Origin of the sequence: Rhizobium sp. Root149 (assembly GCF_001427345.1) — a bacterium.
Lineage (GTDB): Bacteria > Pseudomonadota > Alphaproteobacteria > Rhizobiales > Rhizobiaceae > Neorhizobium > Neorhizobium rhizoryzae.
On the sequence record NZ_LMGD01000020.1, the window covers coordinates 492,943 to 514,134 of the forward strand.

At 55.4% G+C, this 21,192-nt stretch carries 25 protein-coding genes and 1 pseudogene; 5 read left to right on the plus strand and 21 right to left on the minus strand.

Annotation, left to right across the window (positions count from 1 at the left end):
* The first annotated feature begins 94 nt into the window (after positions 1-94).
* The 3 genes from mscL (at position 95) to galE (ending at position 2,976) form a co-directional block, all read left to right on the plus strand.
* Positions 95-520 carry a large conductance mechanosensitive channel protein MscL gene (gene mscL, locus ASD54_RS14490; RefSeq protein WP_062555292.1) on the plus strand — a complete coding sequence of 142 codons (426 nt, stop codon included), beginning with the start codon at positions 95-97 and terminating at the stop codon, positions 518-520.
* Positions 521-619: 99 nt separating this feature from the next.
* Complete coding sequence (locus ASD54_RS14495) at positions 620-1,786, plus strand: pyridoxal phosphate-dependent aminotransferase (protein WP_062555489.1); 1,167 nt, start codon at positions 620-622, stop codon at positions 1,784-1,786.
* Between the two features lie 158 nt (positions 1,787-1,944).
* Positions 1,945-2,976 carry a UDP-glucose 4-epimerase GalE gene (gene galE / locus ASD54_RS14500; RefSeq protein WP_062555293.1) on the plus strand — a complete coding sequence of 344 codons (1,032 nt, stop codon included), beginning with the start codon at positions 1,945-1,947 and terminating at the stop codon, positions 2,974-2,976.
* 19 nt (positions 2,977-2,995) lie between these two features.
* On the opposite strand, the gene ASD54_RS14505 is transcribed toward galE, so the two are convergent.
* The 5 genes from ASD54_RS14505 to ASD54_RS14530 all read right to left on the minus strand — a co-directional run bounded on the left by ASD54_RS14505 (position 2,996) and on the right by ASD54_RS14530 (position 5,915).
* Entirely contained in the window at positions 2,996-3,466 is a 471-nt protein-coding gene (locus ASD54_RS14505; RefSeq protein WP_062555294.1) for a chemotaxis protein CheW, read from the minus strand.
* Between the two features lie 278 nt (positions 3,467-3,744).
* On the minus strand, positions 3,745-4,779 hold the full coding sequence (locus tag ASD54_RS14510) for a site-specific integrase (protein ID WP_062555295.1): 1,035 nt from the start codon (positions 4,777-4,779) through the stop codon (positions 3,745-3,747).
* Positions 4,780-5,158: 379 nt separating this feature from the next.
* Positions 5,159-5,416: a hypothetical protein gene (locus tag ASD54_RS14520; protein WP_062555297.1), complete on the minus strand. Its 258-nt coding sequence runs from the start codon at positions 5,414-5,416 to the stop codon at positions 5,159-5,161.
* Between the two features lie 26 nt (positions 5,417-5,442).
* Positions 5,443-5,715, minus strand: coding sequence for a hypothetical protein (locus ASD54_RS14525; RefSeq protein WP_062555298.1), 273 nt, complete (start codon positions 5,713-5,715; stop codon positions 5,443-5,445).
* On the minus strand, positions 5,712-5,915 hold the full coding sequence (locus ASD54_RS14530; protein ID WP_062555299.1) for an Arc family DNA-binding protein: 204 nt from the start codon (positions 5,913-5,915) through the stop codon (positions 5,712-5,714). Before ASD54_RS14530 ends, ASD54_RS14525 begins: the two co-directional genes overlap by 4 nt.
* A 105-nt stretch (positions 5,916-6,020) precedes the next feature.
* Here ASD54_RS14530 and ASD54_RS27525 point away from each other — a divergent pair.
* Both ASD54_RS27525 and ASD54_RS14540 read left to right on the plus strand, forming a co-directional pair.
* Positions 6,021-6,167: pseudogene (locus ASD54_RS27525) on the plus strand (Arc family DNA-binding protein); the annotation flags it as partial.
* Between the two features lie 573 nt (positions 6,168-6,740).
* Complete coding sequence (locus ASD54_RS14540; RefSeq protein ID WP_062555301.1) at positions 6,741-7,037, plus strand: hypothetical protein; 297 nt, start codon at positions 6,741-6,743, stop codon at positions 7,035-7,037.
* Positions 7,038-7,049: 12 nt separating this feature from the next.
* On the opposite strand, the gene ASD54_RS26620 is transcribed toward ASD54_RS14540, so the two are convergent.
* From ASD54_RS26620 to ASD54_RS14625, 16 genes are all read right to left on the minus strand, one after another.
* Positions 7,050-8,177 (minus strand): hypothetical protein, encoded by a 1,128-nt coding sequence (locus ASD54_RS26620; protein WP_156379226.1) that lies wholly within the window; start codon positions 8,175-8,177, stop codon positions 7,050-7,052.
* A 334-nt stretch (positions 8,178-8,511) separates the two neighbouring features.
* Positions 8,512-8,886 carry a hypothetical protein gene (locus tag ASD54_RS14555; protein WP_062555304.1) on the minus strand — a complete coding sequence of 125 codons (375 nt, stop codon included), beginning with the start codon at positions 8,884-8,886 and terminating at the stop codon, positions 8,512-8,514.
* A gap of 12 nt (positions 8,887-8,898) precedes the next feature.
* Positions 8,899-9,624: a hypothetical protein gene (locus ASD54_RS14560; RefSeq protein ID WP_062555305.1), complete on the minus strand. Its 726-nt coding sequence runs from the start codon at positions 9,622-9,624 to the stop codon at positions 8,899-8,901.
* Entirely contained in the window at positions 9,621-12,896 is a 3,276-nt protein-coding gene (locus ASD54_RS14565) for a tape measure protein (RefSeq protein ID WP_062555306.1), read from the minus strand. The genes ASD54_RS14560 and ASD54_RS14565 overlap by 4 nt, the downstream gene beginning before the upstream one ends.
* Positions 12,896-14,491 (minus strand): terminase TerL endonuclease subunit, encoded by a 1,596-nt coding sequence (locus ASD54_RS14570; RefSeq protein ID WP_156379227.1) that lies wholly within the window; start codon positions 14,489-14,491, stop codon positions 12,896-12,898. Before ASD54_RS14570 ends, ASD54_RS14565 begins: the two co-directional genes overlap by 1 nt.
* Entirely contained in the window at positions 14,466-14,906 is a 441-nt protein-coding gene (locus tag ASD54_RS14575; RefSeq protein ID WP_062555307.1) for a phage terminase small subunit P27 family, read from the minus strand. Before ASD54_RS14575 ends, ASD54_RS14570 begins: the two co-directional genes overlap by 26 nt.
* Positions 14,903-15,214, minus strand: a complete 312-nt coding sequence (locus ASD54_RS14580) for a phage head closure protein (protein ID WP_062555308.1) — start codon at positions 15,212-15,214, stop codon at positions 14,903-14,905. Before ASD54_RS14580 ends, ASD54_RS14575 begins: the two co-directional genes overlap by 4 nt.
* Positions 15,214-15,624 carry a DUF3168 domain-containing protein gene (locus tag ASD54_RS14585; protein ID WP_062555309.1) on the minus strand — a complete coding sequence of 137 codons (411 nt, stop codon included), beginning with the start codon at positions 15,622-15,624 and terminating at the stop codon, positions 15,214-15,216. The genes ASD54_RS14580 and ASD54_RS14585 overlap by 1 nt, the downstream gene beginning before the upstream one ends.
* Positions 15,624-16,037 (minus strand): HK97-gp10 family putative phage morphogenesis protein, encoded by a 414-nt coding sequence (locus ASD54_RS14590; RefSeq protein WP_082547217.1) that lies wholly within the window; start codon positions 16,035-16,037, stop codon positions 15,624-15,626. The genes ASD54_RS14585 and ASD54_RS14590 overlap by 1 nt, the downstream gene beginning before the upstream one ends.
* Positions 16,030-16,347, minus strand: coding sequence for a head-tail connector protein (locus tag ASD54_RS14595; RefSeq protein WP_062555310.1), 318 nt, complete (start codon positions 16,345-16,347; stop codon positions 16,030-16,032). The genes ASD54_RS14590 and ASD54_RS14595 overlap by 8 nt, the downstream gene beginning before the upstream one ends.
* Positions 16,348-16,413: 66 nt before the next feature.
* Positions 16,414-16,896 carry a hypothetical protein gene (locus ASD54_RS14600; protein ID WP_062555311.1) on the minus strand — a complete coding sequence of 161 codons (483 nt, stop codon included), beginning with the start codon at positions 16,894-16,896 and terminating at the stop codon, positions 16,414-16,416.
* 357 nt (positions 16,897-17,253) lie between these two features.
* Positions 17,254-17,640 (minus strand): hypothetical protein, encoded by a 387-nt coding sequence (locus ASD54_RS14605; protein WP_062555312.1) that lies wholly within the window; start codon positions 17,638-17,640, stop codon positions 17,254-17,256.
* A 52-nt stretch (positions 17,641-17,692) separates the two neighbouring features.
* Entirely contained in the window at positions 17,693-18,937 is a 1,245-nt protein-coding gene (locus tag ASD54_RS14610; RefSeq protein ID WP_062555313.1) for a phage major capsid protein, read from the minus strand.
* A 1-nt stretch (position 18,938) separates the two neighbouring features.
* Positions 18,939-19,439, minus strand: coding sequence for an HK97 family phage prohead protease (locus ASD54_RS14615; RefSeq protein ID WP_062555314.1), 501 nt, complete (start codon positions 19,437-19,439; stop codon positions 18,939-18,941).
* Positions 19,439-19,837: a hypothetical protein gene (locus ASD54_RS14620; RefSeq protein WP_062555315.1), complete on the minus strand. Its 399-nt coding sequence runs from the start codon at positions 19,835-19,837 to the stop codon at positions 19,439-19,441. The genes ASD54_RS14615 and ASD54_RS14620 overlap by 1 nt, the downstream gene beginning before the upstream one ends.
* The gene (locus tag ASD54_RS14625) at positions 19,824-21,059 is read right to left on the minus strand and encodes a phage portal protein (RefSeq protein ID WP_082547219.1); all 1,236 of its coding nucleotides are present in this window, start codon (positions 21,057-21,059) and stop codon (positions 19,824-19,826) included. Before ASD54_RS14625 ends, ASD54_RS14620 begins: the two co-directional genes overlap by 14 nt.
* Between the last annotated feature and the right edge of the window lie 133 nt (positions 21,060-21,192).

Here is a 21,192-nt window from a genome sequence, read left to right on the forward strand (position 1 = left end):
ATGCTCATCGTCCATTGCACCTTCCCAAGGCGGAAGTCGTCGCTATAGTAGAAACAGCGCATGTCATTGAAAATTGAGGGGAACAGTCATGTCTATGGTTAGCGAATTCCGATCTTTCATCGCCAAGGGCAATGTTGTGGATCTTGCCGTCGGTATTATCATCGGCGGCGCCTTCACTGGCATCGTCAATTCGCTGGTCAATGATGTCGTCATGCCCGTCGTGGGCGTGGTCATCGGAGGCATCGATTTCTCCGATTATTTCTTCGCCCTGAGCTCGACCGTTACGGCGCCGACCCTTGAGGCCGCGAAGGCGCAGGGGCCGGTCTTTGCCTACGGCAAGTTCCTGACCGTGATCATCAACTTCCTCATTCTGGCCTGGATCATCTTCCTGATGGTAAAGGGCGTGAACCGCATCCGTGCGGCCGAGGAAAAGAAGCCGGCGGACGCGACCCCGGCGCCGCCACCGGCCGATGTGCAACTGCTGACCGAGATCCGCGATCTTCTCAAGACCCGCGCCTGATCGCGATCCATCAAATCAATCGAATGTTCGTACACTGAAACGAATGGGATTTTGCTCGCGCTTTCCTTTATGAACATGCAACCGTTGGAGATCGATTGCATGACCTTGAAGGAAAGCCTGAGCGCCCGTGCGCTCGCCGCGCCGCAAAGCGGTATCGTTGAACTGGTGAACTATGCACGAGGACGTCAGGGCCTTATCCCGCTCTGGGCAGGTGAAGGCGATCTGCCAAGCCCCGATTTCATCAATCGTGCCACCAAAGACGCGCTGGACGCCGGGGAAACATTCTACACCTGGCAGCGTGGTCTGCCGGAACTGCGCCAGGCTCTCTCGCGCTACTACCAGCGTCATTTTGGCGTTAAGCGGCCATTCGAACATTTCTTCGCCACCAGTTCAGGCATGCACGCCATCAATCTGTGCGTGCAGGCAGTTGCCTCGCCCGGCGACGAGATCGTCTATCTGACGCCGAGCTGGCCGAACATCGTCGCCGCCGTTGGCATTTCGGGGGCTAAGCCGGTGCCGGTCGAGGTGGACTATGTCAACGGTGGCTGGTCGCTGGACGTGACAAAGATTGAAAAGGCGATCACGCCACACACGAGGGCGCTCTTCATCAATACGCCCTCTAACCCGACGGGCTGGACCGCAACGCAGGACGATCTGCAGGCGATTCTGGCGCTTGCCCGTAAGCATGGGCTCTGGATCATCGCGGATGAGATCTACGCCCTTTATTACTACCATGGTGCTCGCGCGCCGTCCTTCATGGATATACAGGCACCTGAAGACCGCATTCTCTACGCCAATTCCTTTTCCAAGAACTGGTCGATGACCGGCTGGCGTGTCGGCTGGATCGTTGCGCCGCCTGAAATCGGTCAGGTGCTCGAAAATCTGATCCAGTATTCCAGCTCAGGGCTGACACCGTTCATGCAACGCGGAGCCATTGCTGCGCTGGAACAGGGGGATGAATTCGTGCGCTCGAATATCGAACGCGCCCGCACGTCGCGGGATATCCTGTGCGACGCGCTGATCGCAACAAACCGCGTGCAGACCCGCAAGCCCGATGGTGCACTTTATGCGTTTTTGAAGATCGACGGCATCGACGACCCTCGTGCAGCAGCCTTCGACATCGTGGACAAAACGCTTGTGGGGCTTGCGCCGGGAACCGCTTTTGGTCCTGGCGGCGGTGCGTTTCTGCGTGCCTGCTTCCTGCGCGATCCCAAGCAGATCACTGAAGCGGCGGGGCGTCTGGCCGAGTATATCGCCAAGCTCTGAGTGCCTTCATGGCGCAGTTGGGTAAAATTGTAGCGAAACTATAGACGCTTCGTTTTCCACTGCCAGAACAATACCTTACCGTTAAGCTCCGCGGTAAGGTCTCCTGAAGCGGAACATGTTTCCATGCTGCCAGAACAAAATTGGCAGGAGCATCGGACATGGCTGTTCTGGTGACAGGTGGAGCGGGCTACATTGGTAGCCATATGGTTTGGGCATTGCTGGATGCTGGCGAAGAGGTTGTTGTTCTCGATCGCCTCTCCACTGGTTTCCGCTGGGCGGTGCCGGATGCGGCGCGCTTTTATTTCGGGGATGTCGGTGACCGCGAAACCCTGAAACGGGTCTTTGCCGAACACAGCATCGATGCGATCCTGCATTTCGCGGGCTCCATCGTTGTACCGCAGTCTGTCGCCCATCCGCTTGAATATTACGAGAACAACACCTCTAAGACCGGCGTTCTGGCCGCTGCGGCCATCGAGGCTGGCATCAAGCACTTTGTCTTTTCATCGACGGCGGCTGTCTACGGCGACGAGGCCGGCGAGGGCCTGGTGCGGGAAACAAATCCCACCGTGCCGAAGAACCCCTACGGACAATCCAAGCTGATGTCGGAGATGATGCTGCGGGATGCCGCGCGTGCGCATGATTTCCGCTACGTCGTGCTTCGTTATTTCAACGTCGCCGGAGCCGATCCGAAGGGACGCACGGGTCTCTCGACGGAAGGGGCAACGCATCTCATCAAGCTCGCCTGCGAAGCAGCACTTGGTCGGCGGCCCTCGATTGACGTCTACGGTACCGATTATTCGACACTGGATGGCACGGGCGTTCGTGACTACATCCACGTCAGCGATCTGGTTGCCGCGCATCTCAATGCCCTGTCATACCTGCGGCGTGGCGGGGACCCGATCGTCGCCAATTGCGGCTATGGCGAAGGCTATTCCGTGTTGCAGGTTATTGAATCGGTGAAGCGTGTACATGGAACGGACTTCCCGGTTCGCTTCTGTCCACGCCGTCCAGGAGATGCAGGAGCCGTGGTTGCGGATTCCACCCTTGCTCGGCGTTTGCTCGGTTGGAAGCCGAAATACAATTCGCTCGACCGTATTGTCACGACTGCGCTCGAATGGGAATCCAATCTCTGGGCGAGACGCGAGGGCGATCTTGCGGCGATCCACCGCAAGCTTGTGGCAAACTTCTGATCCGGAGCCGAAATTCGGCTCAGGCCACCATGCCCCAATCGTCGTCGCCTGCGTCGAACATGCGCTCGAGATTGAGGAAGCAGATCATGCCGCTGTCATGGGCAATGAGGCCGTCGGAGAAGGTGCCGCTGGAGCCTGCCGCAGCCGGAACCGGCTGAAGGCGGCTCGACGGGATCGTCATGATATCCGATACGCGGTCAACCAGCAGGCCTACGGTCATGCCCTTGATGTCGGCCACAACGATGGCGCTACGCTCGTTGACCTCGGTATTGTGCATGCCGAGTTTGACGGCCAGATCGACGATCGGGATGACCGTGCCGCGAAGGTTCATCACGCCGATAACTTCATAAGGCGAATGGGGAATCGGCGTCACCGGCGCCCAGCCGCGAATTTCGCGGATAGAGGTGGTGCGCACGCAAAATTCTTGGGAGTGCAGGCGAAACGCAATGATTTCGAGCACTTCTTCGCCGCTCATCTGTACCGTGTTCATGACGTCAACCCCTTGGAATGATCCATGATCGACCCGAATGAGCTCCCGGCAACAGGCTGAGCCTCAGCCTGTTCAGGTGCAATCCGAATCAGATCGCGTATTCAGCCAAGTATTGTCTGAGAACCTTGATGCTTTGCTAATTTCTGAACACAGAAAGCAGCCAATGATTAACCATCACCCGTTTCGGCAAACTGATTGAGTTTTTCTTGGGAGAATGGTGCTGCAGAGGAGGATTGAACTCCCGACCTCTCCCTTACCAAGTATGTTCTTGTCTGTTGTCATCTATTTGACTTTCTTTCTGAATTTGGCTTTCCCATTTCCTGTTCCCCGGAATTTCCCCAAGGAATGGCATTTATCGAGGCTGCCAAATTGTCCACGTTGATGTGCGCATAGCGCAGAACCATCCGTTCGGATTTCCATCCGCCAAGCTTCATGAGGGCAATCAGATCGCGGTTTGCGGCATAGTGCCAGGTCGCCCAAGTATGGCGACAATCATGCGGCGTGAAGTCGCTTATACCGGCCCGACGACAAGCGCCCTTGAAGCCGGTCTTGATCTGCCCGCCGCCTTCGCCTTTTTCCTCATAGGGCTTGCCATCGGGCCGACGAAACACAGCGCCAGCACGATAAGGCAGATTCGCGAGAGCGGTGACCACAGCAGGGTGAAGAGGAACACCGCGATCATCGCCGGTCTTGGTGTCGAGGAACATCACATGCGACCTTGAGAGATCCACGTCCTTCCAGTCGAGATAGAGAGCCTCAGAAAGCCGAGCGCCTGTGAAAAATAGAAACGTGAGAAGTGGCTTCATATGCGGAGCGCTAGCCTCAATAAGGCTATCGGCTTCGCTTCTGGTTATCCAACGAACGCGGCCTTTCGGCTGTTTTGGGCGAGAGATAATAGGTCTGTCGCAAAGTCGCTTTTTCGCTGCGAAGTGAAGTACGGCTGATACAGGAGTGTATACCTGCCTGTTTCGAGTGGCATGGCTGGCGTTTGGGTACAAAATCCGCGCCGCCTTGTCGATTTCCGCTTGATCGACTTTCGCAAGTGGCATTGTGCCGAAATGACGGGCGACGATATCGACGAACCGACTAGCGCCGCCCTCCTCAAGATACTGAACAGCGGCCTCTAGAAACGTCGCTGTCTTTCTAACTCCATGGATACTACGGTCGAGGATTTCCGCTTCTCGCCGGATACGGATTTCTTCCGCCCGCCCTTTGTCGTCTGTGCCTGTAGTCTCGTCCACAGTGACGCCTCTGATGGTGCCACGGATGTACCAGTTTGCGCCGCTGTGGCGCTTGACGAGTTTGAGGGGCATGACAGCGAATCCACCAGGGCTTTTACATCGGCTTCGGAAAACACCTTCCTGCGACCAACCTGTCGGTAGAAAGGACGATTTTTTAGAACTTCACGCAATGTTCGCGTTGAAACGTGCAGAGCGGAAGCAACTTCGCATTCCGTATAAAGTTTGACCAAGGTCATGATGCACCCTTCCGCCGCTTCAGCTTCTTCAGATCGACGCGAGACATCTTTATCGGGCTGGTGCCTTCACCGATTTTGAATGTCGGTATCTGCCCTCGTTTATGGTACCGCCGAATAGTTCGCGTCGAGCAACCAAGGCTCTGCGCTATTTCATTGATGCCGACCGTCGCATCTTTTTCCTGTCCCATGATAGAATTGTCCTTTGCGCCCTACGGTCAGCTCTGGTTGGCAGCGGATTGATCGGGCGTTACGCCGGATAATAGATGGATATTATCAATATCGCTGACGAGATCCGTTAGGCGTGTCTTGATCATATCAAGGACAACGCGAATGGGACCAGCCTCTTCCGCGGGCAAGATGCCTGCAGCCATCCAGACGATTTCGACCAAGTCTATGATTCGGTCGCCTTCCTCGCTTACCTCGCCGAGACTCTTGATCTCTCCAACCAATTGAAGGTATTCAGTATTTTGCATTTCAATCTCCCTCTATCGGTCTACTGTCAGTGCACATCTGTGGAAGCCGCATCCACGATGTTGAAGTCATAGTTGATGATTAGGTGATCAACTGGATTTAGCTTCTCACGCATGATGCGCACCAACGATGGCAGGTGAGCAATTGTGTCTTCACGACGACTCCACAGGACGCGGTCACTGTCTTCAAGTGTGGTTTCGGCTGCAAAATCCGCCATATGGGCGATGGCTTCCATCAGCGCAGCGACATCTAGGAGCGCTTCCACAACCAGATGTCGTTCATCTTGGGTGATTGTTTTCATTTATGAATTTCCTTCTCGTCAGGATCACCCGTGGTTTCGTCGCCAGCAGAAAGCGATAAATCACGAACTGCCTTCTCCAAGTGGAACACGATTTCCGAATTCATTGAGCGCATGTTCTTTTGCGCCGTCCGTTTGATCATGCCTCTCAACCCGGACGGCAAACGGACGACAAACTGATCTCCGCGCTTTGACGCCTCCATGATTCTCTCCATGATAGTAATTAACTATGTATTGACTCGTAGTGAATTACTAGGATTGTGTCAATTGCGAATGGTAGTTATTTGCTACCAAAACAGGAGAGGCACATGGCACGTGGCGATTTCCCAAGCGCAAAGCAGGACCAATTTAATCTTCGCTTGCCTGATGGGATGAGAGAAAGAATCGCTGAGGCGGCGAAGAAGTCCGGCCGCTCTATGAATGCAGAGATCGTGCATCGCCTCGCAAATAGTCTCGAATCGGCTTCTTATGCTGATTACAGCCTAGGACTCGGAGAGCCGCTAGATGAGTGGCTAATGTTCGAAGCTAACTTTAATAACCGCTCTCTCCGCGAAGAGATGATCGCTCGCCTCTATGAGAGCTTAAAGCCTCAAGAAGATCTCGTTAATGAATTAAGGAATAGGGGGCAGGCATACGAAAGGGAAAATAAAGAATTGGCCTCACTTCTATTGCAGCTTACACCAGAGGAGAGGCGTTTACTTGAGGAACGCCGTGAGATTGCCGCGCAGTCTCTTAAGAAGGTATCTTCAAAGCAATTTGGAAAATTCATAAAACTTAATCCAATAGGCAATAGAGGTCGCTTCACCTTAAGCGTACCGAAAAGTGAATATGCTCCCTTGTTTGAGGATGACGTGAAGTAGATGTAGACATTACTCATAGGTATTCAGCATTAAGACTCGAAGAATGTATTTTGCCGCATAATTATTATGCAACAATTCTAAGTCAAGCCACTGCCTAGCGTGAACAGCTTGACAATAGGAGCTTAGAAGTTTAGCCCACGCTCCCTTTCAATAGGGAGACTCAGAACCATGGTGAAAAATCTTAATATCTCCAATTCGAAGACAGAAGCCGCCCGTTTGGCTGCAATCGCTGAGCTTGAGATTAGTCAAGAACAAATTAACGCTGAGGATATCGGTGCGGATACGTATTCATTCGCAAGAAGCGAAGTATTGTTGCGTGTGACGAAGTACAATTTCGAGACGTTTTTTATGATTACAACTCCGGTTATATTGGATCCGCAACTGTTCGCTCTAGCAAAAAAGGCATCCGAGGCATTGGAAGATATCGAGCAATACCTCGATATGAAAATTTCAAGCTTAGAATAGGACCAGCGAACCCTACGCAAATAGTCGATCGATGATCACCGCTAAAGCGTCTTCTTTGGAGACGCTTTTTTCATGCGTGAAGGCGCGATCGAAATCCTTGGCGGTAAGGTAGACCACGTTATCGATAGCCTTTGCGGATCTGGCTAAACTATCCGCAGCCCGCTTGTGTTCGCGGCAACAAAACTTGGCCCACGGCATCTTCGACTCGAATCGGTCGCCACAAAGTTCGCATATCAGGTCATGCGTTTTCCGGTTTCTTGCCCTGTAAGCTTTTTTGGCTTCAAGACTTGCGCACCTGTTCGAGCAATAGATATTTCTTTCTTCTGTAGGCATGAACTCTGTTTGACAGCTTGCGCAGGATCGGCGCACTTCAGCCATTTCCGCACGGTATTCAGCCTGTCGCGAATATCCTTGACAAGAATGACAACAAAATCGCTGTTCGCGCCTTTGTGGTTTGAAGTTGTCACCACACCAGGCACAATCGACCTCAACAAGATAAGATTCGCCTGCCTGAAATGAGCCTGAACAGCTATTTGAACAGAATTCAGCTTTCTCATATCGGCTTCGAAACTCTTTACCGCAGAATTTGCATGCCTTCGGATGCGCTCTCGATTTCGCAATCAGGTTATATGCCGACTTCCCGATCCGATCATTCGAGGCCCAAGTTTCATAACTGCGACGGGTGATTGCACTTGTAGCGCAGCTGACTGCGCAGAAGCGGCTACCTCGCACCAAGTCCTCATCAGGCACTGGCGACCTACACCAAGAGCAATAATCGCTTGACACAGTGTAATGGCCTTGCGCTTCTTCCCAGGTCGGGCGCACCGCTCCCATTATCGAAAGCGCATCGCTGACGACAAGGTAAGCCTCTTTGTCTGCAGCATCCCAGCTGTGACCAGCCATACACAATGCAGAACGAATCCCGGCACGGCATGCTCCCTCATGCTGGAAGGGGCTGCCGCGCCAATCTTTGAGATATTCAAGCACACGGTTAACCATGTACTTGTGCTTTTCAGGACCGAATATGCGCGTCGGCTTGGGAGCCGACTTGATGCCCTCCCTGAAGGAGCGCCAACCAGAAAATGAACCCCTGCCGAAACCGGCTGTAGCTTCGCGGACCTTGCGTCGATAACTGTTCATGAAAATACCGCGTCAAATACAGCTGCGTTTAGATCTCTGCCCCCTCCCTCAACAGGTGCGGAGGCTTTCGATCCATCTTGTTTTCTGAAAACCACCTCAAGGAACGTTTCATCCATGAGGCCGATGATTTCCCATTCTCTTGGTGTGAGCAGAGTTCTCGATAATGTTGCCCACGCCAGCATTTCGGAAGATGAGATGAGGCTCGGTCCATTTAAGCCTGTTGAGCGCCTTCGGCTGAGTTCCCAGAACGCGCTCCACATATGCTCGCCGTCAGAAGGGATGTCAGGATCATCACCCTCGATCCCGCGTTTGACGGCCTCACATAGGTCGTCGGCTAGCTCTGAAAAAAATCAGCCTCACTATCAGCCTCTTCTTCAACCTGCTTGCGGACCCACGAAGTTGACAGCACCGTCAGGACGTTTTGCTTGGTGTAGTCGAGCTTTTTGCCGCCCCAAGACGCATCGCCTTCCCAGCGCCAGCCGGTAACCGACGCCGCGAGGATCGCTAGATTTCGGCTTTCGATCTCATCCGCCGTCATCTTTTTGTTTGAGCGGCGTTGCAAGCCCTTGTCGAGTTGCCGCCTAAACTCTGCTTTCACGACATCTGAATCGCGTGATGCGATTTCGAGAACGAGACCAGTATTTGCGCCGGTTCCGGGGTGCTTGATATGAACGTCAACAGTTGATGGCTTGATAGTCAGAAGATCCATGTCGCAGATTCCTTATTGTGCGAGGGGAAATGTCGTTGTGGTCGAGAATGGGTGGATTGCCCTTCCCGCTTTGTCCGGCCAGCGGTGAATGACACTTTGAGAAACGCCGGACTGTGTGATCTCAGTCAGAGTGACGAAACCGCCGACGACGAAGCAATGTGATTTGCCCCCACGTAGCCAACGAGGTGTTAAGGGCGTAATCCGTTGAGCTTCCATAACCTTCAGTCCGCCCTTCAGCGGACTGACAGCCTCGACAGACCGATCCTTGAATCCGACCTTTTGCAAAAGATCTTCAGACGGAAGTGGCGCGGCCGAGAACTCGTCAATTTCGACAAATACCCACGGCGGCAGATTTAGGTCGACTCGGTTTGGAGCTTCCGACGAGAAAGCAACATAGGTTTCCGGCCGATCGCGCGCCTCTGACCAACCTGCCAGGTAGATCTCTAATTCCGTTTCTCCGCAGTTCGTCATAATGGCGAAATAGTGGTCATAGATTTCTTCAGCGACCACGCCGCCGGACACCACCAAATCGTCGAAGGTTGAGAAGCGAGAACCCAATGCCGCCGCGATCAGTGCAACCGCGTTGGCAGAACCGCGAACCGCAATGGCTGCCCGCAAATGGGGAATTGTTACTGTCTTCGAATAGAAGCAGTGCACGACACCTTCTGTATCGTAGCCTGCACTATCGGTCATGATGTACGCGCGTTTGGATTGGCGAAGCACATTGATTGCTGTCATCTCATCGTTTCCTGTGTCTGAAGTAAAATGCGCCCAAGCCGTCCGGCGATTGAGCCCGCGACTAGCCCGACTGGACCGGCCATCGAGCCCAGCCCTAAAGCCGAAAGGGCAGGGGCTGCACCCAGGCCGGACATCGCGCCGGAAAGCCCACCCATAAGAGGACTGCCAGACTGATAACCACCAGCGAAGGCGCCAATGAGCGCACCGCCCGCTCCCATTAGATTCTCAGTGTTCGCACTGAATCCAGTTGGTCCGGTGGCAGATTGTGCCGACACCGCAGCACTGTGTTGCATCTTGCGGTTTGCATCCAAAACGCCGCTTGCGACACTCTGCCGAACCCCGTCAGGGAAGCCGTCAACAGCAGCTTGGACCTTCGAAAGATATTGCGGTACCGTGTTGTATCCGTCGCTCGAATTTCCAGCCTTGTTGATTGGCCGACCGGAAAACCACACACTCGTCGCGTCAGCAGCCGTTCCGAATTTATCGATGGACTGGCCAAATTTTGCGAAGAACACGCGATCCTGAACCGCTCGATTGGCGAGGAATTCCCTGATGGACAGTGATTGCCCTACAACCTCTTTTGTCCAAGAGGCGATGTTGTTTCCCATCACCTGATAGGCACCATACGCTCTGTCACCGTTTCGGGTTACCGGTCCAATGGCCGAGTAATTTCCTTCGTATGATCCACTCTCAATCTTGCGGATCGCGGCCGCATAGCTTGTAAGCGTGCTATTCAGGTTCCTGTCGATTACGGGTGCTATTAACTGACCAATCTCGCGACCAGTTTGCGCGACTGAAGTTCTGATGGGAGAAGCTGCAGGCGCATTGGCGGGATTCGATATCCCCCATTGCTTCAATAGGCTGTCGATACCTTTCTGTGCGAAGCTTCTGCCGATAGAAGCAAAGCCGCTCATAAGACGATCGAAAAACTTCTCTCCCTCACGCATTGGCTGGGTAAAGATATCACTCAGCGCCGCACTCATCTCGTCGATGACTGCTTTTTGCTCCTTCAGATGCTCAACTGTACGGATCTCATTCGCCAGACGCTCGCCTGTGGCGCTGTTGATATCGATGTTTGCCGAGCGAAGTTCGGAGTAGACGCGTTGCTCGCTTTCAGTCCGCCCTAGCTGTTGGCGCTCAAACACCAGATCCTGACTGAGCTTTAATGCGTTAAGAGCCTCCTCAGCTGCACCAGCCTCTTGCGCCAACTGCCGAAAGCCATCGCGCATTTGCGGTGTAACGTTGATGCCGCGGGAGAGAGCATCATTTAGAAGTTCTTGTTCAACGCGATAAGCCGTGGAAGCCTGACCTGCGACTCCGAGCGATTGGGCTTCTGCTTCAAGTGCGGAGATATGTTCGCGAACACTGCGAGTGAGAGCGTCATAATCGGTAACCTTGCGGCGTCCTGTTTTGCCGCCCTCAGCGTTTCGCGCCTTGTCGCCTGCAACATTGGCGCGGGCGGTTTGTTCGATCTGCTTTTCTGTGAGCGTGACGCCTTCCTTCAGAGCCTCAGTGCGAACTTTGGCTATCTCGGTTTCCAAGGTCAGCTGTTCGCGTGTGAGCGCTGCACGCCGACCTTGTTCCTTTATGAACTTGTCGGCTTGCTCAACCATCTTCTCGTAAGCCGCCATCGACGAGTTTTCGATTTGACGGAAGGTCGGCCCTGTCTCGTTGGTTGCTCCAAGTTTTTGCCGCAACAGATCCACCGCCGCCGCCGCATCGCTGAGGTTTTTCAGGAGCGGGTTCAGCTGGTCAGCCATCAGCTGAAATTTCGGGTTCGCGTTTGCGATGCCGTATAGAGATTGCGCGACCTGATCAGCGCTGAGCTTGCCGGTATCCAAATTGGTGCGCAGTTGCTCCAGCGATTGAAGCTGTTCTTCCGTAATCAGGCGACGAGGCGCATTGTCGATTATCTGACGGAAGAGATCAAGGACCGCTGCCTTTGCCTCGTCGACCTGTACGCCGCCTTCCTTGATGCCACCTGTCAGGGCGTTGCGAAGCTTTTCGTCTATTGCCTGTGAGGCGTTATCGATTTCGCCAGCCGCACTGGCTGCCTTGCCGCGTATCTCTTCCAGCGCCTGCGCGTAGGTCTTTGCGGCGCTGGACGCCTCACGAGATGATGAGGAGAATGCTGTTAGCGCGGTTACCACCGTTCCGCCGATCAGGAGACCGACAGGACCAGCAACCGCACCAAGCCCGCCGAATGCCGTCGAAAGGCCTCCGGCTGTTCTGGCAACAGCCAGGGCGCGACTGAAGGCGATCAGCGCTTCCGTGCCTTTGCCCAGCGTTGCAATCATTCCGACGATCGAGCGGCCAACCAGCGCCCCGGCAACGATCGAAGCAAGCTGCAGTGCTCTGTCTGCCGTCTGGTCGAAGTTATCCGCCAGCGTATTGAGACCGCCAACCAGGCGCTGCGAGGCACCAAGCGAACTATCGGTCTCGCCTATGTACTTCGTCAGGGCGTTGTTGACCTTTGTCCAACTCTGTTCAATCGTCTGTGTCGAGTTTGCCGCCATCGCCTCGATAGCTGGCAGCCCCTTCAGGAAGGCGTTGAAGAATTCCTGACTGGAAACCTTGCCGTCATTGACCAGTGTTTTCAGTTTTGAGACTGATCCGCCCGCAGCTTCCAGCCCTTGCGCGACTGCGATCAGGATTGGCCGCGCGCCCTCGTTGACGCTGTTGAACTCTTCCGCCTGTACGCGAGCCGAGCCGAGCAGCTGACCAAGCTGTGTCAGCGCACCGGATGCCGCCGTGGCATTTGTGCCAGCAACGCGCAACGCTGTTGCAACGCCACCGGAGAACTTGAGGAGATCCTTCTGGGAAGCACCCAGATTATCGGATGCTTGCGCTGCCTTGCCGAACAGATCCGCGAGCGCCTGCACTGGCGCGGCATTTCGCTGTGCCGACTGAAACAGCTGATCTAGAACCTTGACCTGATTGGTGCCGACGACACCGGCAACCGCGAGGCTGTTCTTTGCAGTGGTCCAGGCATCGGCATATTTCAGGACTTCTCGAACCGAAAGAACACCCGCAAGGCTTGCACCGAATGCTTTCCCGAATGTTCCGACTTGCGTCGAGGTTGTTGCGAGAGCCTGATTGATGCGGGTTGTCGCCCGTACAACGTCCTGTTCCATCTGGCGTGTCGCACGCGAGGAACCGGCAGTCAGCTGGCTGTAGGTGCGTGTTCCGGTTCGTTCCGCCCGCTGCATGTTGCGTTCGAAATCACGAATGCGAGCTTCCAATGCAACCACAAGGCGCTCTTCATCAGCCATTAGATGCTACTCCATTCGTCAAAATTGCCTTCAAAGGTCTGATAGGAGGAAACATTGCTGTCGCCTGCTGCGCAGCGCGCAACGGCCATGGCGGAAGCCACAGCGCCGTCAATCCGCTCGCGGCTCTTGCCCTTGTGAAAGGACTTGTTCCCGGCTGTGTCGGTGTGAGTGACAATGTTCTCGAAATTCCATCGCAGGATTGGATGCGCGCCGTGACGGAACCGCCGACCGAGAATGGCACGCTCCAGTTCTTTCACAGCCGGTGCCATGGTGACCCAACCCTGACGCATCTCGACAGCCGGCAGGCCATCCTCTGTCAAATTGTTCAGCATGTTGCGCGCAAGATGCGGATCGAATGCGATCTCGCGCACGTCATACGTTCCGCATAGTTCGCGGATATGATCCTCGACATAGCGGAAATCGACGACATTGCCGGGCGTGGGTATGATGTAACCGGCTTCCGCCCATTCGACATAAGGCACCTTGTCGCGCTCGCTACGGGCGCGAAGATTGTCTTCAGGGCAGAAGAACCATGGATGGACAATGTAACCGTCGCCCTCGTCGCGCCAGCATCCGACAACAACTGTCAGGTCATTGTTGGAAGAAAGGTCTACACCGAGCCAACACGGTTCATTTTCCAGTTCGGAAAGGTCAACCGGCCATTTGCCTTCGTCATACACCTGCATATCGACAAATGGATCTGCCGAACCATCGAGCCACATATTCAAGTGCAGCTGCTGAAAAGCTGCACGCCGCGACGGAACCTCACGCGCCTGACGTGCCAGCACTCGAAGGCCGGGAAGATCGGGATACCCATAACGAAGGCCGGGATTGACCTCGAACCAGAGCTCTTCATCTTCCCAATCGGCATCGCGAGGCGCTTCAAACAGGATTGGTAGAACAGTCGGATCATCGATCTCCCCACGGTCCACCTTGCGCGCGTAGTCGAAGAATTCGAAGGCGAGATTTTCCGTTCCCCGGCCTGCCGTTGAGATGACCATCAAAAGCGTGTTCGGTGTTTTAGCAAGGCCTGTTTCGATCGCTTCCCACAGATCGCGCTTCGGCCAGGCGTGGATTTCGTCGACCAGGGCAAAGACTGGCGTATGTCCGTGAGCCACGCGGGCATCGGCACTGGCAGCCTCGAAAAACGCGCCGGTCTTTTTGTTGGCGATCTTGTTCTTCGAATCGACCAGGTGAAGGCGATCACTCCAGCCACCTGTCTGAATGATGCTGTAGGCCTCGTTATAGGCAATGCGGGCCTGAGACCGATCTGAGGCCGCAACCATGCATTCGCCGCGAGGAACGTTTTCCGGGCCGATGGTATGGAGAAGCGCCAGCGCTGCACCGAGCGAGGTTTTGCGGTTTCCACGCGGGAGCATCATCGCGACCGTGCGGACGATGCGCCGCCCGTCTTCATGGCGCGGACCGTAGATCCGACGCACAATCCGTTCCTGCCACGGATCAAGCTGAAACATGTTTCCCGGAAGTGTCGATTTAGGATGGCGCAGCAATCGTAGGAACTGCACAGCGCGCTCTCCATAACCGAACGGATCGGGAATAGGACTGTCGTCAAAAATCCAAGAGAGGTTTGTCACCGAACAAATCCTTCTGATTGCTGACAACGGTTTCGCCGTTTTTCATCTTCGGGCGGGAGCGCGAGGCAGGTGTAAGACCAAGTTCAGCAGACAGGCGCAGGACAGTGTTCTGAGCTTTGCCGAGCATCGTTGCAGCGGGGTTTTGCTTCAGGATACCTTTGCCACTGTCCACAAGCGGGCCGTGCAGATCCAGCGCCTCTTGAGCTTTGCGCATATTCCAGAGCGCCATGACGTAGCTGTCGATTGTGCCGAACATGGCATCGGTCAGCATTTGCCGCTCTCTCAAATCTTCGACGACAGCAAGCCATTCGCCGCGCATGGCAGCCGGTATATGCGCCGGAATGATCGACGGCGCTTCAGCCTTCACGCCACCTTCGATGACTTTCAGTTCTGCCTTTCGTCCGCGTGTGCTCATATCGCCACCGCCCTGATTTCCAGCCCCTTGCGTCGACCGATTTCCTTCGTCTCCTTCACGTTGAAAAACCGTCCCTCGTAATCGATCCGGTCGGCAGTGGTGACGCCATCAAGGTAACGGGTGCGGAAAATGATCGACGTTTCCTCTACGGCACCAGGCGCTTTTAAAAACTCTTCTGCTGCCGACTGGATGATCTGAGCGCGCAGCACCGCGACATCAACCCAAACCGATTGCGGCGTTCCGTAATCATCAGGAGCGGAGGAAAACCGCTGTAGCGTGATCTGGCGATCGAGCTTTCCGGCGCGCATCAGATAAGATCCTCCACCAAGGCCGACAGCGTCAGGATTGCGTGGCTTGTCTCGCCATCAGGATCACGCATGATACGAACTGAGGCGAGGCGGCTGTCCGCGCAGTGAAAGCCCGCATCGAGAACAAGGCGCTGATGAAGAGCTATGCGGGCGTGACCGGCGATAATCTTGACACCAACGGTCGAGGGTTCACGCTTCCACACGTGGATATCGCAGTAGATGCGGGTCAATCGGCGGGCAATGCTGTCGCCTTCGTCGACGGAATGGCACTCGCCAAGAATGATGGATGGCGTCGGATTTGGCCGCTCGTTACGGTCGAGAATATTTGCAGCCGGAACATGCGAGGTGATTTCTGCAGAACCAACAAGGCGATCACGAATGGCCTTCTGAAGGGAAAGTTCCGGCGTCATCAATCCCCCCAATTTTCGCGAACGGCTTTCCCGATCGCGCGCTTGATGCGATTGGCAGCCCGCTTTTTCATGAGGCGATATCCCGGCCAGAAGAATGGCTGTGCAGGCGCTTTCGACGTGCCGTACTCGACGAGATGCGGATACCGCACTTCGGAGTTTCCAGCCGTCACGATCACTTCGTTTTCTCCAGCAACACGGCTGCCACCAGGCTGCGAGTATTTGGGCGTTGCTTGGCCGGGAAGCGTGACTTGGATGCTGTCGCGAAGCTGGCCTTCATCGACAGGCGCAAGTGTGCGCTGCGCATCCGCCGTTTCTTCACCGGATTTGGTGAGAGCGGGCTGAACAGCCTCCCGAACGGCTTTCGGAATGGCATTCATGCGCCGCTGAAAACGAGAGAGACCACCGTCAGCCAAAGGTGTACTCCCTGAATTCGTTGATAATCGACCCGACACCGAACGGCATATCCTGCCCACTGACCCCGATCAGCGCGGCTTCCCGGTTCTCGTACCAATAGGCCGCGAGCATCAGCACGGCTTGTTTAAGCGCATCAGGTGTCGGCTCTTGACCCGCGCCGTCATATCGCGCTGCGATCTTGAAGCCGAGCATCCGCTCAACTTGGCTTTGCGCTGCCGTCAGCTTCAATTCGATCAGATCATCGTCAGCCGAGCCGAGATCGTCGGTGATGTTCAGGTGCTGTTTCAACTGTGTGAGCGTGACGATCATTGAAGCCTCATTTCCAGTGAGCGCAACGCCGACAAGGCGTTGCGCATGAGAAGTTTCGGAAGAGCCTTATGCTGCAGCGTTAACGCGCACGATGTTGGAGTTGATCGCAAGCGTTGCGTTCAGCTTCATGAAGTTGTCTGCGGCCGCCAGCTCCTCATTTGCGCTCATCACCAGAGCGATAAACATCCGGCTGGACGGTGTTGAGTCCGCACCTTCAGGTGCATCGTTGAATTGAATTTTGAAAGCAAAGTTGTGCTGACTTTTCGCAGCCGCAAGCAAGGCAATCTGACCAGCATCAGCATAATCGACGCCCGCAACGATCTGCATGTCGCCAGCATCTTTGGTGCCCTTTGCCTTGAGCAGGCGGCTGTTTCCGATCACGCTCATCGTGATGGCTTGAGCGCTATCGCCAATCGTACCCAGCGACTCGATCGGGGTAATCTCGGTCCAGACTTGTGATGTAAAATCGTTTGCGACGAAATCGCCGGTCTTCTGATCGATCGACCCACCGATGAAGAGCTTCGAACCAGCTGTTGAAAAAACAGTCATGACATTTTCCTTTTCAGATGTTGCCGCTCCTTCGCGGCGTCAAGGGCGTTACAGCGCTGACAACCAGGCCGCCAATTCGAGCGGACCATGCGAAGGTCAGGGCGCGTTCGGATGCTGAAGATGTGACGGACCACTGTCGCGGTTGCACCGCATTCACAGAATTCGTTTTCAGGAAGTGCCAGAAATGCTTTTGCCGCCACCTCCCATTCTCGGTCGTATCCACGTTGGCGAGCGGTTGGCCTCACCTTGTCATGGCGGGCCTTGCGCTCGCGCGCACGTTGCTCCTCGCAACGGCATCGAGCAGAACTCGACACCGTCTTTCCACATGCGCAGATGCGAGGAGCGCGGACCGGCATATCAGGCTACCGGCGCGAGTGCGGGATGACCGAGGAGGGCAAGTGCGCCCATCTGAATCGACGCGCCTCCTGCCTTAGTGACATTCAAACGAACGAAGCGTTTCGACCCGATGTAACCAAGCTTGTAGGCGCTGTTTGCCGCCATGGTTGCCGGTGGTTCACCAAGAACATCGTCGTCGGCCACGTCCGTGAACGTGCCGCCGGACGTTGCGCACTCCATCAGTTTGAATGAGAAATCACCGGCACTGGTGATTGCACCGGCATTCACCAGGAAGGTCAGCGAGACAAAGCCCTGCCGGTCGATGACGATGCCGTCAGCGACATCGCTTTTCGAACCGGAAGCCAGTGCTGGCGTCACCTTCAAACCGTTGTAGAGATCCTTGCGCATTCTGCCCTCCTTCGGGCCGCGATATGTTGAGGGAAACCGAGAGGTGACGGCGTTAAGCCGTCGACACCTTTAGGAACTTGATTGCGTTGAAGTCACCAGCGCCGCCGCCGACACGCTTGTAGGTGTCGAACAGGATGCGGCCCTTTTGCGTGACTTCATCGCGCGTGATGCGGACACCCTGACGGTCAACAATCAGGTAGCCCTGTCGGTAGTCGCCAAATGCGATCGGGAAATTTCCAGCGCCGATATCATCCATTTCCTCGTCGATCTCGACGCGATAACCGAGAAGCGGATGATCGACACCCTCAATGAGGTTTCCGGTCGGAGCCCAGAGATAGCGGCCCGTGCTATCCTTGATGGTGCGAATACGAACCGCCGTGTTCGAGTTCATCACGAAAACCGCATTGCCCTTGTATTGCTTGCGGAGAACCGAAATCAGCTTGATCAGCGCGGTCGTGAGGTTGTCGTCGGTCGGCGCTGAGGCGTGGCCTGCCGGGATGTACTGGAACTTGCCCCATTCGCGGGCGAAATCCTTTTCCGGCGCAGTGTCATAGGTGAGCAGCCCGCGCGGTCTACCTTCGACACCATCGCCCCGCATGAAGGCCTCACCCTCAGTTTCGGAGAAGTCATGCGTTGCGTTGGTGATCAGCCAGGAGGCGATATCAACGGCAGCATCATCGAGAAGCTGACGGGTTGCAGCCGGTGCGGCGTAGAGTTCCGCAACACTATAACTCTGCTTGATGAGTTCAGGGCGCGCCGTATCCTGCGGGCGATCGTCGCGCTCCGATACCCATCGCGCGCCACGCTTGGTCAGGGAATAGAAGCGTTCGTATTTGTCGCTGGAGATGCTGACAACCTCAGCAAGGCCGCGCATTGGAGAGAGATCCGTCATCAGCTGGCGGATGCTCATGTCGACGGTTGGAAGCACGAAATAACCGCCTGCCGGATCACTGTCAGACGACGCGGCCTTGATTTCGAACTGCCCGCCCGCAGTCTTGATTTCGTCCAGGCTGCCACCGCGCATGACGGTTGAAAGAGCCTTCTTCTCGATTTCAGCCTGCTTGGCTTCATTCTGGACAGGTCCACCGTTCGGACGGTTCCCCTTTTTCTCCAACTCGTCGAGGCGATCCATCAGAGCTTTAAGCTCAGCGCCGCCTTCAACCTTCTTCAGGCGCTCGTCAACCGCCTTCTGAAGATCCTCAATCGACTTCGTGACGATCGAAACGGGATCTTCGTCGTCGCTTTTGATGGTCAAAGCCACGCTGTTCATCAGCGCATTTTTGGTGACATGTTGCATGTCAGTTCCTTTCGATCTGCGCTGTAGCGCGGTTGAGAGCGGCCGCGAGGCGAAGTGCGCTCGTTGCCGATTTTGCAGAGGTCACAATCGCGCCGGGGTGCATGCCGAACGTGACAAGCGAAATTTCCAGAAGGTCGAGGGACTTGATCAACCGGCCCCCCTTGCGGCTTTCGGCTTTCCCGGTAATGAAGCCGACGCTGAGGCCCTTGATTGCTCCAGAGCGGACCAGTGCGCGAACCTCGCGGGCGCGCTCAACATCTTCGATCTGAAGCCGCCCCTTGACGTGGAAAGCGCCATCACGATCTTCGCCGGTATCCCAAGTGCCGACAGGATCGTTCATGTCGTGAAAGGCAAGCATCGGGATAGGGAAGCGGGCCTTTGTGAGCGTACCAGGCGCTATCATATCGCCCACGCGATCCGGCTCGTTGTACTTCCACGCGATGCCTGAAATAGCGCCCGTATCATCGGTAACGAACTTGGTTTCGATAAAAAGCCGCTCCATCAAGCGACCTCGTCACGGTAGTACGGGCTGCGATCAGCGGCGAAGGTGTCGACCTGAGCGCGCACCCAGGATGCAGCACCCAGCACACGACCAAAGTGCTCGCGGGTAAGTTCTAGCTTTTTGCCGCCTTGTTTCACGTCCCACGAAACAGTCACGTCAAACAAGAAATCGATGACGAGGCGGGTGCGATCATCCGTCGAGACACGGCCAGAGCTACGGCTGGTGAGCTTCGTTAGCGCCGCCTCAAGCTTCGCATTTGCGTTGCGCGCGCGCTCGGAATCAGGCCCTGCAATGGTGAATTTCAAGCCTGTCGGGTTGCCGCCGACAGGATCGAGAAGCTCGAATTGATGGCCCGCGTTCTGATCGGCGGCGCTTTTCAGGATATCATTCAAGTCCATTTTGTGGATCTTCCTGTGATGGATCGAGGGATTGCCCGCCGTCCGGTCTGCTGTTTGGCTGAGGCGCGTTCGGCTGGCTGGCACCCGTATTGGGGTTTGCATAGGTTTCGCCACCTTCGTAGGGCGCGAGATCGAGCCATTCGCGGCCGGTATTCGGATTGATGACGCGCGAGGAGATGAGGCTGTTGATGGCCGTCGCCAGAACCTGAAGATCGACCTTCGAGAAGTCGTCGCGGTCAAAACGGATGGCGAATTTACGGCGATCTTCGCGGGATATCAGCGCACGGCGCAACGCGCTTTCCAGGGCCTTCAGCCACGGTTCGAGGCAGAGCATCAGGAACAGGCGCTGCATTTCAGCAGAATTCGACCAGGTCGCGCGGCTCATTTCGCCAATCATGATGGCGGGAATGTTGAATGCGCGGGCGATTTCCTGAAGCTGGTAGATGCGCAGTTGCTGGAACTGAGCATCTACACTTGAAAAGGTCATAGCCTTCCACTTCGCACCGTCCCACAGAACGCCCGATTTTGCACCGTTCTCAGCACCCTCCATGGCAACCCGCCAAGCGGCGAGCATTTTCTTTGCAGCTTCGTCGCCAAGGTTTTTCTCAAGCTCGATCACGCCACCAGGGCGTGCAGCGGTACCAAACAGGCGACCGGCGTGCTTCTCCATGACGAGAGCAACGCCGATCGCTTCCCGACAAAGGGACAGGGGAGACTTTTCGAACGGTCCACGAAGGTGAACAATAGCGTTCGAGTTAACAACCACACCGCCGATACGATACTCAGGCTGGAGCGTGTCGTCGGGATAGTTCGTCTGAATGTATCCAGGGCGATAGCGGATGATTTCGCGCGGCTGACCGTTGACCCAGTTGACCCATGCAAGCCCGCCTTCATCGCGGGTGAGGGCATCCACCATGACCTGACGGATCAACTCGAAACCGGAAGTCCAGTCGTTCGCCTCGCTACGAAGCAGCCAGTTCGCCGGATGATCCGGTGCATCAGCCTCCCGGCCATCGGCTTCAACAGAAACGACTTTCGCAGGCATCGACGCCGCTGTTTCAGCAATCGTGCGAACCGCCGCCGCAACCGGTGGAGCGCGCAACGCGGTTTCGGCGCTAACAGCAATCCCGGAAGCCGTCGCCGTGCCAGTGCCGAGAAGATCGGCTAGCTGCGCATCGGTCAGCGCCTTTTTTTCGTGTCGATTTCGGAAAAAGTTCAGCATTGCGATTTTATGCCGAATAAATTTTTCCGTGTAAATTTAGACAACTTCGGACAAGGGTCCGATATCTAAGCATCTGTTCTCAATAACAAATTTAGTTTCTAATTGAGAAAAAAATAGAGCGATGGACCTCCCG